This window comes from Streptomyces sp. NPDC001508, assembly GCF_040298665.1.
GTDB lineage: Bacteria > Actinomycetota > Actinomycetes > Streptomycetales > Streptomycetaceae > Streptomyces.
On sequence record NZ_JBEPAP010000004.1, the window covers coordinates 13969 to 28984 of the forward strand.

A 15016-nucleotide genomic window follows, 5' to 3' on the forward strand; every position below is an offset into this window, starting at 1 on the left:
TTGATGCTGGGCGATCGAAGGGGAATTTCCGCAGAGGAAGACCAGGATCCGACGGGCAGTATGTGAGATTCTCGAACACAGGCCATACCCATAGCCTGGCGCATGAACTTCTGGGTTCCTCGTCTCAGGCGCTGACCACCGCGCCATACCTTCAAAGGCGTCGAGCGTGCGGCTGTGCCCCGGACCGAACCAGGTGCTGCAGTCCCGGCCGAGACGGTCGTACAGTTCGGCCGCTCCACGCGCGAGGTCCGACAGGCCCTGGCTGGCGTCAGAGCACTGGGAGACATCCTTGGCACGGACCTACGACAGGTCATCGCCAGGTACTGACGTCAAGCGCCGGCTTCGCTACGCAGGACCACTCGGGAACAGAAGCTCGTACGGCAGGTGATCGTCGTCCGGTACGCGCGGCACGTAGTCGGGGGCCGTGCGTGCAGCCACGGCCAGCAGCCGAGCGGTAGCCTCCTGCTCGGATATGGGAGCAAGCCCCAGGGCGTGCAGAAGGCGGTCGCGCTCGGTGTCGAAGTCCGGGTGGTCGGCCCGAAGGTCCGAGCCGAGCTCGCTGATCGCGAAGCCCTTCGCCAGGTCGCGCCAGAAGGGCAGTACGGCGATGAGCGTGATGGCCTCGACGAGGTCGGCGCCGATCAATGTGGCCTGGCCCTCAGAATCGGCATACAGGACAGGCCGCTCCTCGGCCTCGGCTTCCCCGCAGAGGAAGTACGTGCCGCCGGCGCCGCATCCGGCTACCGGGCGCAGCGGCCTGCCAGATGGGAGTACGAGATCCTCGACGGGATCCCGGCGATCGATGTCGAAGTCGCCTGGCCAGGCCAGCGCGGCAGCCAGCGACGAGTCTTGCTCGAGGCGGCGTAGCAGAGCGTCTGATGCGGTCATGGGCGGAAGATAACAGCGCCCTCGGACAGTGGGTCTGGTCGCATGCTGCGTGACGCCGAAGGCGCGCTGTCATGGGCGTGTGCCACAGTGCGGCCATGAGCTACGACCTGGCAGTTCGGCAAGGCGAAGAACCCGCTGACAATGCGATAGCGGGAGAGGTCTTCGCCCAGCTGTACGACCGCTACATCGACACGGACGAAGCGGTTCCACCGTCACCGCGTATCTCCGAGTACGTCGCAGGGCTCCTGGCGCGATGGGTGGATCTCACGGAGGACGAGGAGGACACCTCTCCCTGGTCGACCGGGCCGTTGAGCGGTGAGGCGGCCGGCCCGTTGATCTACTTCCCCATGCGCTACAGCATGGCCGAGGAGGCTTCGGCCTACGCCGCGGAACTTGCGGCATGATGGGGCTTGTGTGCTTCGACCCGCAGCTCCGGCTGCTGAGGCCGTGACTGCCTCCGCTGGTACGCATGTGTAGCTCGGCAGGGAGACAGCCAGTCACCCGCTCACTCGTGCTGGTGGGTGGAACAGCACAGTATGGAATTCTGCGGTTCTCGCTGCCGTGCTGGAGATTGCGAAGCACGGTGCGCAAAGTGGCAAGAAGGCTGTCTCGTTGTAGTCCGCTCTTCTCGTGCCGGCGTGCTCGCCGGCCTGTCGCGTGGCGCACCTCGACGGTGTAACGGCCGCGTGCGTCCTGTACCACGCAGACCGAGACTGCCTTCGCCGTGTTGGTGGCGTCCCCTTCAAAGCACTGGTCGTGACCGTCGTGGGCCCGGACAGGTGGTCGTCGATGACCTCGGGGCGCCCGCCGTGCCGGCCGTGTTCGCGGGCTTCGATGTCGTGGTGCCGCAGGTCCTCGGCGATGGCCAGCAGCTCGGCGGCGCCGCGGCCGAGGCGCTTCACCTCGTGGACGGTGTCCGGGCCGAGGGGGGTGGTTCCGTGTCGGATGCCGATGCACCCGGCTCAGCCCGTGGAATCCCGGGCTGAAGCAGGTGGCGACGGTCGCGCCGTCCGCTGAGGCGTCGAGGGCTACGGAGGACGGCGGGGCGGTGAGCGGGTGAGGTCGCGGCTCACTCGAAGGCGGGAGCACTCTTCTTCCGGCTGGCTGTTGCCCATGGGCCGAGGGCGAACCTGTCACTGTCACGTCGTACTTCCAGGGCCCCTGCGCCACCGAAGTGCGCGGGAACGAGCAACTCCCGTTCGTCAGCCGCCCGCCCGAGAATCCGACGGCGGCTGGCCATCGCTTGTTCCGGGGATGGCTTGCGGAGACAGAGCCGCGAACCCAGCCCGATCGCTACGAGACAGAGATGCTCTGCGGCAAGTACTGGCTCGACTGCAGCCGTATGCATCCGCTCATGGCAGAGCTGCCTGAGGTCGTCCACCTTTCCAGCCGAGTAAGCAGCCACCTCGAACTCCGTGCCGCCATCGATCTGCTCGCCGGTGAGCTGGATGAGATGCGACCCGGCTCCTGCGTGGCGCTCCCGAGCCTGCTCGACCTCCTGCTCGTCTACATGATCCGCGCCTGGATGACCGAGGCTCCCAGCGGAGCCTGGCCCCGCGTACTGGGCGACCCGGTGGCGGCCGCCGCCCTGCGGGCGCTGCATTCGAACCCGGCCGCGCCGTGGAGCAATGACCGTCTGGCGGCGGAGGCGGGTGTCTCCCGTCCCACCCTGGCGCGCCGGTTCACCACCCTGGTCGGCCGCCCTCCGATGGCGTACCTCACCTGGTGGCGCGTGATCCGCGCCGCCACCCTGCTCCGGGACACCCCGGACACCCTGGCCACCATTGCAGGCCGAGTCGGCTACGGCAGCCCGTACGCGCTCTCCCACGCCTTCCAACGGGAGTTCGGCACCACACCGGGGCGGTATCGAGCGCAGGCCGCGGGACGATCCGCTGACGTCGAGACAAACTGACAGCAGGCACCCGGTCAGGCAGTGACGCTCACAGTCATGGTGAAATGGCATCCGCAGTCGCGGTTGCCGATGCACACCACGGCGTCGAGTGGTCCGAGCGCGTCCAGGAAGGGCACGTGCCGGGAAAACGGCATCGCCTGCTCGTACGCGGCCAGGAAGTCCGCGGGGGGCCGCTCGCCAATCAGGCGGGTGGCAGCGTCGGTCAGGGCCTGAGTGCTTGCTCGCCTCGCGCCGGCGGTCGAGGTCATGCCGAAAGGTCTCGTTCTCCCGGCACCAGTCGCCCAACCACGCGAGCCGGCTCGCCTCCGTGCGCTTGGTGATTCCGGACGTGCCGTGCAGGCTCTTCCCCGAGCCGTGCCCCTTTCGCATCGCCTGGTGCCAGTGCCGTCGGGGGACCGGTGCAGCAGGAATCCAGAAGCCTCATTGATTGGCGAGCGACCCCGGGGTGTCGGGGGTGTGCCTCACGGCGTTGCGGCAGTCGCTGTTACGACGGTGGCCTCCGTGTGGTCGTCGAGCTGCGGAGGGCATCGGCGATGATCTGCACGAGGTGGCGGCTGTCGAGGCCGGCGAGGTCGCGTACCTGGGTGCGGCAGGAGAATCCGTCGGCGAGGATTTGCCGGTCGGGGCTCGCGGATGCCCTGGCGAGGATGCCGTCCTGTGCGATCTTCTCCGAGACTTCGTAGTGGCCTTTTTCCATGCCGAAGTTCCCAGCGAGGCCGCAGCAGCCCGCGGAGGTCTCGACATCGCAGCCCATGGTCTCCAGGAGCGCCTGGTCCGCGTCGTATCCCATGACCGAGTAGTGGTGACAGTGGGGCTGGACGAGGAGCTTCTCGGCTGCTTGCGGCGGGGTCCAGCCGATGGAGGCCATGAACTCGGCGACGGTCTTGACCGAGTTGGACAGTTCGGCGGCGCGGGGGTCGTCGTGGAGGAGTTCCACGAGGTCCGAGCGGAGGGTGGCGATGCAGCTGGGCTCGATGCCGACGACGGTCCGCCCGTCACGGACGTGTGGGACGAGGAGGTCGAGGGTCTTGCGGAGCTTGGCTTTGGCGGCGGTGAGCTGGCCGGTGGAGACGAGGGTCAGGCCGCAGCAGGCCCTGGAGTCGGCGATCTCGACGTCGCACCCGGCGGCGTGGAGGACGTGAAGGGCGTCCCGGGGGATGCCCGGACTGATGGCATCCGAGAAGGAGTCGACCCAGAGCAGGACTTTGGGCCCGTCCGTCCGTTCTCCGGTGGTCCTTCGTCGCCTGCTCCGGCGGAACGGTGTCCGGGGCAGTGTCGGGAGCGAGCGGCGGGGGTCGGCTCCCATCATCGTCGTCATGGCTCTGCGCAGCAGCGGGGTGCGGCCGGCGAGGTTGATGAGGGGGGCGAGCGGTGCGGCGAGCCTGAGCCATTGCGGAAGCCGGCCGAGGGTGTAGTGGCTGAGTGGGCGCAGGCGTCCCTTGTATGTCTGGTGGAGCGTCTCGGACTTGAACGTGGCCATGTCGATGCCGGTGGGGCAGTCGTTCGCGCATGCCTTGCAGCTCAGGCACAGGTCGAGAGCGTCGTGGACCTCGGGGGAACTCCAGCCGTGGGTGACGACGCCGCCGTTGAGCATCTCCTGGAGGATCCGTGCGCGGCCGCGGGTGGAGTCCTTCTCGTTGCGGGTGGCGGTGTAGGAGGGGCACATGAATCCGCCCTGTTCGCGCAGGTCGGCCCGGCACTTGCCGACCCCGACGCACCGGTGGACGGCATCCGTGACGTTCCCGTCGTCGTGGGCGAAGGCGAAGCCGTCGGTGGCGTGCAGACGGCGGGCCTGGGGCCGGCGCAGATCGGCGTCCACCGGTGCCGGGCGGACGACGACCCCGGGGTTCATGAGGTCGTCGGGGTCCAAAAGGGCTTTGAAGGTCTCCATCGCGCGCAGGGCGTCGGGGCTGTACATGGCGGGCAGCAGTTCGGAGCGGGCGCGGCCGTCTCCGTGTTCGCCGGAGAGGGAACCGCCGTGCTGGGTGGCGAGGGCCGCGGCGCGTTCGAGGAATCTGCGCATCGGGGTGCCGTCGGTGTCCAGGGGGAAGTCGATGCGGACGTGGACGCAGCCGTCGCCGAAGTGGCCGTAGGCGAGCCCGGAGACGTTCTCGTCGGCCATGAGGGCTTCGAGGCCGCGCAGATAGTCTCCGAGGTGTTCCGGGGGGACGGCGGAGTCCTCCCAGCCGGGCCAGGCCTGCTTGCCGTCGGCGGTACGTCCGGCCAGGCCGGCACCGTCGGCGCGGATCTGCCAGAGCCTGGTCGCCTCGGGGCCGGCGGGCAGCACCACGGCGTCCGGCGAGCGGGAGGCGGCGACGAGTTCGTGTGCGGCCGCGACTGCCTCTTCGGAGGTGGCGCCGGCGACTTCGGCGATCAGCCAGCCACCGCCGACGGGCAGGGCGGGGACGCTGGTGCTGCCGTGTGCCCGGCGGACGACGTCGACGAGTTGGGCGTCCAGGCCCTCCAGGGCGAGCGGGTGGAAGGGGAGCAGGTGGGGGACGTCGTCCGCGGCGGTGGGCATGTCGCGGTAGCCGAGGACGGCCAGGGCCGGCGCGGGGGACCGGGGGACGAGTCTGACCGTGGCTTCGAGGAGGATGCCGCAGCTGCCTTCGGTTCCGGTCAGGGCGGCCGCGAGGTTGCGTCCGTTCTCCGGGAGCAGGTGTTCCAGGGAATAGCCGGAGATCTGGCGTCCGAAGCGTCCGAACTCGGTGCGCAGTACGGCCAGGTTCTCCGCCACGAAGGTGTCCAGACCGGGCACCACCGTGAGCGCGTCGGTCCCCGAGCCGACCGTGATGACGTCGCCGTTGCCGGTCAGCCAGGTCATGGACACCACGTTGTCGGCCGTGCGCCCGTAGGAGAGGCCGTGCGGACCGCACGCGTTGTTGCCGATCATCCCGCCGATCGTGCAGCGGGTGGCGGTGGAGGGATCGGGGCCGAAGCGCAGCCCGTGGGGCTGGGCCGTGTTCTGGAGGGTGGCCAGGACGGTGCCGGGTTCGACGACGGCCGTGCAGGCGTCGGGATCGATCGCCAGCACACGGTTCATGAAACGGGAGAAGTCGATCACGAGGCCGGGGCCCACGGCGTTGCCGGCGCAGGAGGTGCCTGCTCCTCTGACCGTGACCGGCACCTTGTGGGCGCGGGCGATGCCGACGGCGGTGATCGCGTCGCTCTTCGACCTGGGCGTGAGCACGACCTGGGGGGTGATCCGGTAGTTGGAGGCGTCCGTCGAGTAGAGGGCCCTGGTCAGGGACGAGTCGTCGACGAGGTCGCCGAGGCGTCCGCGCAGGGCGTCGAGGAACGCCTCGGCCTTCGGATGGGGTGCCATGATCGCGTCCATGTCGTGTTGCTCCTGAGGGGCCTTCGGGTGTGCTGGGGGCCGGCCTTGGGTCTGTGTTCGACGGCTGTTACGGGAGGACGAGCCGTCTGGGGATGTCGGCGGCGGCGTCCCGAAGCCGGCCGGGGTCCAGTCCTTCGGCGGCGAGCGCGGTGATGAGCTGTTCGAGGGCCGCGGGAGGTTCTGGGCTGTCGGGTTGTCCCGCGTCGGAGGCGAGGACCAGACGGGAGCCCGCCGCCCGGGCGACGGCTGCCAGCCGGGCGGCGGTCATCCCGGGCTGGTGGAAGAGCTGGTAGGCGGTGATCTCGACGTGCGCGCCCCGCTCGGCGAGCGCGGCGATCTCATCCGGTTCCATGCCGGGGACGGTGTAGGAGGGGTGGGTGAGCAGGAACCGGTTGATGCCCCGGGCCTCGGCCTGGTCCAGCAGCCATCTGCACTCGGCACCGCTGACGTGTCCCGTGCACAGCACGGCGTCGTGCTCGGCGATCAGGTCGAGAACGAAGGCGACGTCCTTTGCGGCCGGGTCGCCCGGGGAAAGGACCGGCGGGACGGCGAGCACGGCGCGGTCCAGACGCCCGTCCAGGTCTCCCAGCCGGGGCAGCCGGGCGCTTTCCTGGGTGTGGGAGTCCGCCGTGGGGAACCACACGACCCGCCCGCCGGTGGTCAGGGCCGCGAGGACGGCCGCCGGGTTGATCCCGCCGACGGCACGGTTGAGGGCGATGCCGCCCACGACCTCGAGTCCGGAGGAACGGCTGAGGGCGCTGGCCCGGCCCACGGTGGATTCGTGGTGGGCCTTCAGGACGAAGCCGCTGTAGCCTGCCGCGGCGTAACCGGCCCCGATCTGGTCGTCGTATCCGATCCGGTCGAGGACGTCGGGGGCGGCATGGACATGTACGTCAAACACGGAGCTGCTCCCCTTCGCAGTCATCGCCGGTTCCGAAGGTCCCGGTGAGCAACTCGGTCCGGGCTTCCGCGAGCAGGGGGACATCTGCGCGCAGCCGACGCAGGGCTGTCAAATCGAGTTCGGCGAAGGCGGTACCCGGCTCGTCCCCGAGGTGGGCGAGGAGGCTGCCGTCCGGGCCCAGAACGCGTGAGCCGCCCCAGAACCGGTATCCGCCGTCCGTACCGCAGCGGTTGACGAAGACGACGTAGCACTGCAGCAGTACCGCGGTGTGTTCCAGGATCACCTCCCACGTGCGACGGATCCTTGCCGGGTCGGCGCCTTCGATGCTGGCCACGGGCACGATCAGGACTTCGGCACCGCGTCGGGCCGCCAGCCAGGGGACGAAGGGATGCCACATGTCGTTGCAGATGGCGGTGGCGATCCTGGCCGCGGGGAAGTCGGCGGTCCGCAGCTCCGTACCCGGCTGGAACGACAGGTGCTCGTTCCACGGGGCGTAGGAAACGGGCTGGAGCTTGCGCTGGAGGTGCCGGGTGCCGGTCAGCGGGTCGGCCAGCAGATAGCTGTTCCAGGGCAGCCCGTCAGGGTTCTTCTCGGCGAAGCCCACCGCGACACCTGCGGACACAAGGGCGGCGAGCCGGGGATCGTCGCTGGTGAAGAGGGCTGTCTCCGCGTGCGGGGTGAATCCGTAGCCGTTGACCGAGAGTTCCGGGGTGAGAGCGAGGTCGACAGGGCCGAGGCCGTTGTGCAGCTCGGCGATGCGGGCGAGGTTCTCCTCGACCGCGCCGAAGACCGGCGCGGTCTGGAGGAGTCCCACGCGAAGCGTGCGGGTCTCCTCCACGCCTGCTGTCACTTCAGCTTGTTGGCGCTGAGCCACTGGCTCGCGACCTCCTCGGGCCTCTTGCCGTCCACGTCGATCTCCGCGTTGAGCTTTTGCAGTGCGGTGGTGGTCAGCAGCTTGCTCACCGGATCCATCACCGTCTGGATCTTCGGGTACTTCTTCAGGACGGCGCCTCGAACGTTCAGGGACAGGTTGTAGGGCGGGAAGAACTTCTTGTCATCCTTCAGGACGGTCAGCCCGAGCGCGGAGATCCGGCCGTCGGTGGCGAAGACCTCACCGAAGGGGCAGGGGTTTCCCTTGGCTATGGCGTTGTAGATCGGGCCTTCGGCCAGCTCCGCGACCTCACTCTTGGGAAGGCTGAAGCCGTACGCCTTCTGCAGCCCGGGCCAGCCGTCGTCACGGCCGAAGAACTCCGAGGCACCGCAGAAGCCGGCGCTGCCCGGTTTCTGCGCGGCGAGCTTGGCGTACTCGGAGAGCGTGGAGACGCCCAGCTTCTTCGCCGTCTGTGTCTTCACCGCGACGGCGTACGTGTTGTTCGCCGCGGCGGGCGGGAGCCACACCACGTCGTTCTTGGCCTTGTCCAGGGCGCTGACCTTCTTGTACATGGCCTCCGGGTCGTTGACGGTGCCGTGCTGTTGCAGGGCCAGCCAGCCGGTACCGGTGTACTCCCAGTACATGTCCACGTCGCCGCCGGCCAGCGCCGCGCGGACGGCGTTGGTCCCGCTGATGCCGCAGGTCCGCTTGACCTTCGCGCCCTGCGACTCCAGCCGCTCGGCGGTGATCTCGCACAGCAGCAGTTGCTCGGTGAAGTTCTTGGACGCGACGTTCACAGTGACCCCCTTGAGGGGGCCGCTCTCGGCCGGGCCGCTGCCCTCGGCGGCGCCACTGCTGCCGAGAGCACAGCCGCTGGTGAGCGCGAGGCTGAGCAGGCTTGCCGCGGCCATCATGTTTCTGCGCATGCTGAAGTCCTTTCCTGGTGCTTGACGGCGTTGGGGTGGACGTTGGGGTGGATCAAGAACGACGGGCGGTCTCAGATGCCGCGCGGACGCAGGACTCGCTCGGCCAGGCCGGCCAGCCAGTCGACGGTCAGGGCCAGGGCCATCGTGAGGGCGCTGCCGACGACGAGGACGGGTGTCCTGTCGAGGGAGATGCCGGCGGAGATGACCGAGCCGAGGCCACCGGCGTTGGTGAACGCGGCGAGGGTGGCCACGCCGACGTTGAGGATCAGCGCCACGCGGATGCCGGCCAGCATCACCGGGACCGCCAGGGGCAGTTCGATGGTGAACAGCACCTCCCGGCCGCTCATCCCCATGCCGCGGCCCGCGTCGATCAGGGCGGGGTCGACATGACGGATCCCGACCATCGTGTTGCGCAGTACGGGAAGCAGGGCGTACAGCACCAGCGCCAGCACAGCCATCCAGAAGCCGACACCGAAGACCATGGCCAGCACGACCAGCACGCCGATGGACGGCACCGCCTGGCTGGCGTTGGCCGCCGCGAGCACGATCACGCCCGCCTTGCTGATGCCGGGCCTGGTCAGCAGCACGCCCAGGGGAACACCGATGGCGATGGTCAGCAGCGTCGAGGTGACGACGAGCTGGATGTGTTCCCACAGGGCGGTCATGACGACGTCGGAGGCCAGGCTGCGGGTCTCGATGGAGTCCAGCCGGAGCGAGCCGACGTAGGCCCAGAGGGTTCCCAGCAGGACGAGGACGACCACCGGCAGCACCCATGTCCGGGAGCGGCGTGTGTCGGATTCCGTGATGGCCTCGACGGCCCCGGCGCTCACGAGAGGACCTTCGCCGGCTGGGCGGCCGCGGTGAGCAGGGTCTGCAGGTCGAGGAAACGGCCGGTGTCCCCGGGAACGCTGACCTGTATGCCCTCCGCCCTGGCGGCCAGGACCAGTTCGAGCGCCCGGTGCACGCTTTCACCGGCGTCGACCGTTATGGCGTTCGCCGTGGCGGGCGTGCCGGTGGGGGCGGAGGCGAGGACGTCCGAGACCTTCAGGAGCGACAGCCGCCGCACCGGGGCGCCGGATCCGACGAAGTCGCGCACGAAGTCGTCGGCGGGGTTGGTGAGGATCTCCAGCGGGGTGTCGAACTGGGCCAGGCGGGAGCCGGGGCCGAAGATGGCGATGCGGTCGCCCAGCCGCAGTGCCTCGTCGATGTCGTGTGTGACCATCACGATCGTCTTGCGGATCCGCTCCTGTAGCCGCAGGAACTCCATCTGGAGCTTCTCCCGCGCGATGGGGTCCACGGCGCCGAACGGCTCGTCCATCAGCATCACCGGCGGATCCGCCGCGAGCGCGCGGGCCACGCCGACCCGCTGCTGCTGGCCGCCGGACAGCTGGCGGGGGTAGCGATCGGCGTAGACGGTCGCATCGAGCCCGACCATCTCCAGCAGGTCCTTCGCCCGCTGACGGCGCTCGGACTTCTTCACCCCGAGCATCCTGGGCACGAGGGCGATGTTGTCCGCGATCGTCAGATGGGGCAGCAGGCCGATCTGCTGGATGACGTAGCCGATACCGCGCCGCAGTTCGTCCACGTCGGCGTGGGTGACGTCCTTGCCGTCGATGAAGATCCGCCCGGCGGTCGGCTCGACGAGTCGGTTGATCATCCGCAGGGTGGTGGTCTTGCCGCAGCCGGACGGGCCGACCAGGACGACGAACTCTCCCCGCTTGATCTCCATGGACAGCTCGGAGACGGCCGCCTTGCCCTGGCCGGGGTATCGCTTGGAGACCTCGTCCAGAAAGATCACGGTGTCGGGGCTGGGGGTGGGTCGGTCAGACATTCAAGCCTCGCAGAGCAGTGATCTTGGCAATACCGATGAACAGCAGGTCGAGGACCAGAGCGACCAGCACCACCCCGATCACTCCGCAGAGGGCTTCCTCCAGCGCGTTCGCTCCCCCGATGCGGTCAAGCCCCCGGAAGATCAGCTGTCCCAGGCCGGGGCCGCGTACGACGGCTCCGATGGCCGCCGTCGCGACCAGCATGATCGTCGCCGTCCGGATCCCGTTGAGGATCACCGGCCAGGCCAGCGGCAGTACGACGGTGCGCATCCGCTGCCGCGCCCCCATGCCCAGGCCGCGTGCCGCCTCGACGGCGGCCGGGTCGACCCCTTCGAAGCCGGTCACCGTGTTGCGCAGGATCGGGAAGACCCCGTACACGGCCAGAGCGGCGATCGTCGGGGCCACCCCGAGTCCCAGGACGGGGATCATGAGGGCGAACAGGGCGAACGAGGGGATGGTCAGCAGGGACCCCGTCAGGGACAACAGGGCCTGGCGCAGGCCAGGAGCGGACTGGGTGACAAGGGCGAGCCCGATCCCGACGACCGTGGATATCGCGACGCTGACCAGGACGAGTTCGATGTGCTGTTCGGTCAGGAACACCAGATAGCTCGCGTTGTCGGCCATGTACGAGACGAGGTTCATGGGGTGACCGACTCTCCGCACGCACAGTCGGCGGGAGCGGGCAGGACACGCTGCCGGGGGCCGGCGAGACCGGACTGGGGACGGGGATGAGTGAGATATCGCATGGTGATCTCCGGTTCTCCGGGGCTCGGAATGGGTGTCGGTACGCTTCGGCGGCCGTCAGCAATCGCTCGGATCGGCGCCGGGGCGCACGTCGGAGCAGAGGGAAGCCTGCAAGGCCCGCACCGTCGACAACAGGTGCCCGCCGAATGCCTGGATGTGCGGCTCGATCCTGAACGCGGGACCGGAAATGTTCACCGCGGCTTTGATCCGGCCGGTGAAGTCCCGGACCGGTGCCCCGATGCCCAGCAGTTCCGGGTCGAAGATCCGGTTCGCGACCGTGTATCCGCGTCGGCGGGACTCCTGCACCTGGGCGAGGAACTCGCGTGCCTCGCGGTCGGAGACCCTGTTCACGCTGCGCCGGACCGTGTCCAGGATGTGCTCGTCCTCGTAGTCCATCAGCAGTGCCATGCCACTGGAACTGCGGTGCACCGGGATGGTGCGGCCCACCCAGTTCACGGCCTCGATCGACCGGCGGGAGCCCTCCGACAGTACGGTGAGCACCTCGCCGTCGCTGAGAACGCTCAGGTAGGTGCGCTCCCGGACGGTTTCGGTCAGCTTGAGCAGCAGCGGGGCCGCCATTTTGGTCAGCCGCTGGTCGCCCGCCCGGACCGCCAGCGCGAAGAGCCGCCAGCTCAGCTCGTACCGCCCCGAATCACGGCGGGCGACCATGCCGGTTTCCAGCAGGCTCTTGAGCTGACGGGACACGACGGACTTCTCGCGTCCGAGCACCCTGGCGACATCGGCCACGCTCAGCCCGTCCGGGAAAGCGGCCAGATCCGCCGACGCGAGCGCGTCCAGGATCGCCATCACGCGCGAAGCACCGCTCCGCGCAGCGTGGGTCGTCTGTTTCTGCTCAAGAGCCATACCGAGTCCTTGGTAGCGGTATGAATAGCTAGATGGTGGGCGATGTCACATGCAACACGGTGTTGCATTTTCTGCACCGCCTGGCCGGGCAGTCAGGCCGAGATGCTCCGGACGGGAGCGGCGGAGACACTGAACGCCTCGTCGAAGAAGCTCCGCAGGCGGTCGCACAGCAGCACGAACTCCGGGTGGTCGACAAACATGAAGTCGTTGTGCCGTCCGTCGATCGTGTAGAGGTTCTTGGGCGAACCGGCGGCCGCGTACAGGGATTCGGCCTCGGCATACGGGTGCAGCGAGTTCTGCTTGCCATGGGCGATGAACAGAGGTGTCGGGGCGAGGTTCGCCACCACGTTTTCCACCTTCAGGTCCAGGATGGACTCCGTGAACTGTAGCCGGGTGGGATGCCCGAACCCATAGACCTGTGACAGTTCCTTCTCGACGTAGTCGCCGGTCGCCGGGTCGAGCGGGTAGTGGGCGAAGGTGTCCGCGAGCTTGGATTCGCCGTGCAGGACTCGGTTGACCCGGTCCTCGGCCACCTCGTCGACGATCTTGAGGAATTCGTCGTAGGTGTGGATGGACTGGAGCCAGCGCTCCCCGTCGTAGAAGCCGTTCAGGGCGGCGACGCCCGCGATGTCGCCGGCCTTCTCCGCGGCCAGGACGACATTCGCGGCGCCCATGCCCCAGCCGATCAGGCCGACGCGGCGGGGGTCGATGTCCTCCTGCGAGCGGATGAAGGTCGCCGCGTTGCGCACGTCCTGGACCTGCTCCTCGATCAGGACCCGGCCCTTCTCCCCCTCGCTGTCTGCCATGCCGCGGTAGTCGAAGCCCAGGCAGACGAACCCGCGCTCGGTCATCCGCTGGGCGAACATCTTCGGGTAGAACTCGTTGAATCCCTGGTAGCCGGAGTTGATCACCAGCGCCGGGTGCTGTCCGCCCTCCGGCATGTCGTCGGGGTAGTAGATGGTGGCCTTGAGACGGCTGCCCTCGCTGTAGAACGCGGTTTCCTTCTGGATCACGATGAGTCCTTGTGTTGGTCCGATGGGCCGGCTCAGCCCCGCTCGCTCGGGCTGCCTCCACCGCTTCTGCTGGCTGGGATTCCTGCGCAAATGTCGAGAGTGTGCCGCAGGTCTCAGGGGGCCACTTTCACGGCGTGATGTGGTGAACGCAACAGAGGAGTGCAAATTCTGCAACGCCAGGGTGGCCATCGGTTGTCGGGAGATCCTGCCGAATGCCATGCGGCCGCCTGGTCTACTAATGTAAGTGTTAGTAACATCGACGTTGGTGTCATGGGTGGAGGTCGGCAGGAATGGTCGAATTCGTAGGCCGTCGGCAGGAGCTGGCGACGTTGGAGCGAGAGTTCCAGAAGGTGGCGGCAGGGCTTGGCAGGGAGCGGCCCGGTCGGTGTGTGATGTTGCGCGGGCGGCGCCGGGTGGGCAAGTCGCGACTGGTCGAGCGGTTTGCGGAGCGCTCCGGAGCCCCGTTCTTGTTCTACGCGGCGACCGGTGCGTCCCTCAGGGACGAGCTGGCACGGCTGGCCCGGGATGCCCGAGCGTCGACGCTGCCGTTGGCGGGGCTGGTGGCCGCCGCCCGGCCGGAGAGCTGGGATACCGCCTTCGATGTGCTGGCCGCCGCGCTGCCCGCCGACCGGGCGAGCGTTCTGGTCATCGACGAGGTGCCGTATCTGATGGATGCCGGTGGTGTCTTTGAGGGGATGCTGCAACGGGCCTGGGACCGGGTGCTGGAGACCAAGCCGGTGCTGCTGGTCCTCATCGGCTCCGATCTGTCGATGATGGAGGCACTGAACAGCTACGGACGACCGTTCCATCAGCGCGGCCGGGAGATGGTGCTGGGACCGCTCAACCCAGCCGAGGTGGGGCGGATGCTCGGACTGGAACCGGCGGAAGCCTTCGACGCCGCGCTCGTCACCGGCGGGCTACCGCTGATCTGCGCGGATTGGACGCGGGGCGCGGGGCTGTGGGACTTCCTCGGTGAGGCGCTGAGCGACCCGGTCTCGGCCCTGCTGGTGTCGGCCGAGCGCTCGCTGGCTGCCGAATTCCCCCCGCAGGCTCAGGCGCGTACGGTGCTGGCGGCCATCGGAAGTGGCGAGCGGACCTTCACCAATATCGCCCGTGCAGCCGGCGGTATCGGGGCCACACCGCTGCAGCGAGCGCTGGAGCTGCTTACGGACAAACGGATCGTCGCCGGCGAGCTGCCCGTATCGCTGCGCCCGTCGAAGGATCGCCGCTACCGGGTGACAGATCCCTACCTGCGGTTCTGGCTGCACCTGCTCGGCCCGTCGATGGAGGAGATCGAGCGGGGGCGCGGCGATCTGACGTTGGCGCGCATCCGGGAGAACTGGACCAGTTGGCGCGGCCGGGCCGTCGAGCCCCTTGTCCGGGAGGCCCTGGCGCGGATACTGCCCGACGACCGGCTGCCCGCGGCCCCCGCAGTGGGCGGCTACTGGACCCGTACCAACGATGTCGAGATCGATGTCGTCGGGGCGGACCGCGCCCCCATTGCCAAGGAACTGTTCTTCGTCGGCTCCATCAAGTGGCTGGAACAGTCGCCCTTCGACCGGCACGACCTGGCCGCTCTCCACCGCCACCGCGCCGCCCTCACCGGCGAACCCGTTCCCGTTGTGGCGGTCTCGCGCAGCGGAGTCGACTGTCCGGGGTTGGACGCCGCGTACGGCCCCGGCGATCTGCTGACCGCCTGGCGGCTGTGAGTGCCGGATGGCAGGCGCGGCA

13 protein-coding genes and 3 pseudogenes are annotated in these 15016 nt (G+C 68.7%); 4 read left to right on the forward strand and 12 right to left on the reverse strand.

From position 1 onward, the window contains the following. Window positions 1-345 precede the first annotated feature (345 nt). Window positions 346-888: a hypothetical protein gene (locus tag ABT245_RS05800; protein ID WP_351729063.1), complete on the reverse strand. Its 543-nt coding sequence runs from the start codon at window positions 886-888 to the stop codon at window positions 346-348. A gap of 95 nt (window positions 889-983) precedes the next feature. Between ABT245_RS05800 and ABT245_RS05805 the strand changes: the two genes are divergently transcribed. Together ABT245_RS05805 and ABT245_RS05810 are read left to right on the forward strand one after the other, a co-directional pair. Then, window positions 984-1292: a hypothetical protein gene (locus tag ABT245_RS05805; RefSeq protein ID WP_351729066.1), complete on the forward strand. Its 309-nt coding sequence runs from the start codon at window positions 984-986 to the stop codon at window positions 1290-1292. A gap of 375 nt (window positions 1293-1667) precedes the next feature. Then, entirely contained in the window at window positions 1668-1874 is a 207-nt protein-coding gene (locus ABT245_RS05810) for a hypothetical protein (protein ID WP_351729068.1), read from the forward strand. 83 nt (window positions 1875-1957) lie between these two features. On the opposite strand, the pseudogene ABT245_RS05815 reads toward ABT245_RS05810, so the two are convergent. After that, window positions 1958-2143 (reverse strand): annotated as a pseudogene (locus ABT245_RS05815) (MBL fold metallo-hydrolase); the annotation flags it as partial. Between ABT245_RS05815 and ABT245_RS05820 the strand changes: the two are divergent. Further along, window positions 2135-2800, forward strand: a pseudogene (locus tag ABT245_RS05820) (AraC family transcriptional regulator); the annotation flags it as partial. The pseudogenes ABT245_RS05815 and ABT245_RS05820 sit on opposite strands and share 9 nt — an antisense overlap. A gap of 71 nt (window positions 2801-2871) precedes the next feature. Here ABT245_RS05820 and ABT245_RS05825 read toward each other — a convergent pair. The 10 genes and pseudogenes from ABT245_RS05825 to ABT245_RS05870 all read right to left on the reverse strand — a co-directional run. After that, window positions 2872-3196: pseudogene (locus tag ABT245_RS05825) on the reverse strand (JmjC domain-containing protein); the annotation flags it as partial. A gap of 88 nt (window positions 3197-3284) precedes the next feature. Beyond that, a complete protein-coding gene (locus ABT245_RS05830; protein ID WP_351729070.1) occupies window positions 3285-6137 on the reverse strand; it encodes an FAD-binding and (Fe-S)-binding domain-containing protein in 2853 nt (950 codons plus the stop codon). 67 nt (window positions 6138-6204) lie between these two features. Then, a complete protein-coding gene (locus tag ABT245_RS05835; RefSeq protein ID WP_351729073.1) occupies window positions 6205-7038 on the reverse strand; it encodes a DUF6282 family protein in 834 nt (277 codons plus the stop codon). Next, window positions 7031-7888 (reverse strand): carbon-nitrogen hydrolase family protein, encoded by an 858-nt coding sequence (locus tag ABT245_RS05840; RefSeq protein ID WP_351729076.1) that lies wholly within the window; start codon window positions 7886-7888, stop codon window positions 7031-7033. The genes ABT245_RS05835 and ABT245_RS05840 overlap by 8 nt, the downstream gene beginning before the upstream one ends. Then, window positions 7885-8835 carry a glycine betaine ABC transporter substrate-binding protein gene (locus ABT245_RS05845; protein ID WP_351729079.1) on the reverse strand — a complete coding sequence of 317 codons (951 nt, stop codon included), beginning with the start codon at window positions 8833-8835 and terminating at the stop codon, window positions 7885-7887. The genes ABT245_RS05840 and ABT245_RS05845 overlap by 4 nt, the downstream gene beginning before the upstream one ends. A 71-nt stretch (window positions 8836-8906) precedes the next feature. Further along, on the reverse strand, window positions 8907-9665 hold the full coding sequence (locus tag ABT245_RS05850) for an ABC transporter permease (RefSeq protein ID WP_351729082.1): 759 nt from the start codon (window positions 9663-9665) through the stop codon (window positions 8907-8909). Beyond that, on the reverse strand, window positions 9662-10666 hold the full coding sequence (locus ABT245_RS05855) for an ABC transporter ATP-binding protein (RefSeq protein ID WP_351729085.1): 1005 nt from the start codon (window positions 10664-10666) through the stop codon (window positions 9662-9664). Before ABT245_RS05855 ends, ABT245_RS05850 begins: the two co-directional genes overlap by 4 nt. Next, complete coding sequence (locus ABT245_RS05860; protein ID WP_351729087.1) at window positions 10659-11306, reverse strand: ABC transporter permease; 648 nt, start codon at window positions 11304-11306, stop codon at window positions 10659-10661. Before ABT245_RS05860 ends, ABT245_RS05855 begins: the two co-directional genes overlap by 8 nt. Before the next feature lie 159 nt (window positions 11307-11465). Further along, window positions 11466-12272: an IclR family transcriptional regulator gene (locus ABT245_RS05865; protein WP_351729091.1), complete on the reverse strand. Its 807-nt coding sequence runs from the start codon at window positions 12270-12272 to the stop codon at window positions 11466-11468. Window positions 12273-12364: 92 nt separating this feature from the next. After that, entirely contained in the window at window positions 12365-13285 is a 921-nt protein-coding gene (locus ABT245_RS05870) for an alpha/beta hydrolase (protein WP_351729093.1), read from the reverse strand. Between the two features lie 290 nt (window positions 13286-13575). On the opposite strand from ABT245_RS05870, the gene ABT245_RS05875 reads away from it, so the two are divergent. Continuing rightward, window positions 13576-14994 (forward strand): ATP-binding protein, encoded by a 1419-nt coding sequence (locus ABT245_RS05875; protein WP_351729096.1) that lies wholly within the window; start codon window positions 13576-13578, stop codon window positions 14992-14994. Window positions 14995-15016: the final 22 nt, after the last annotated feature.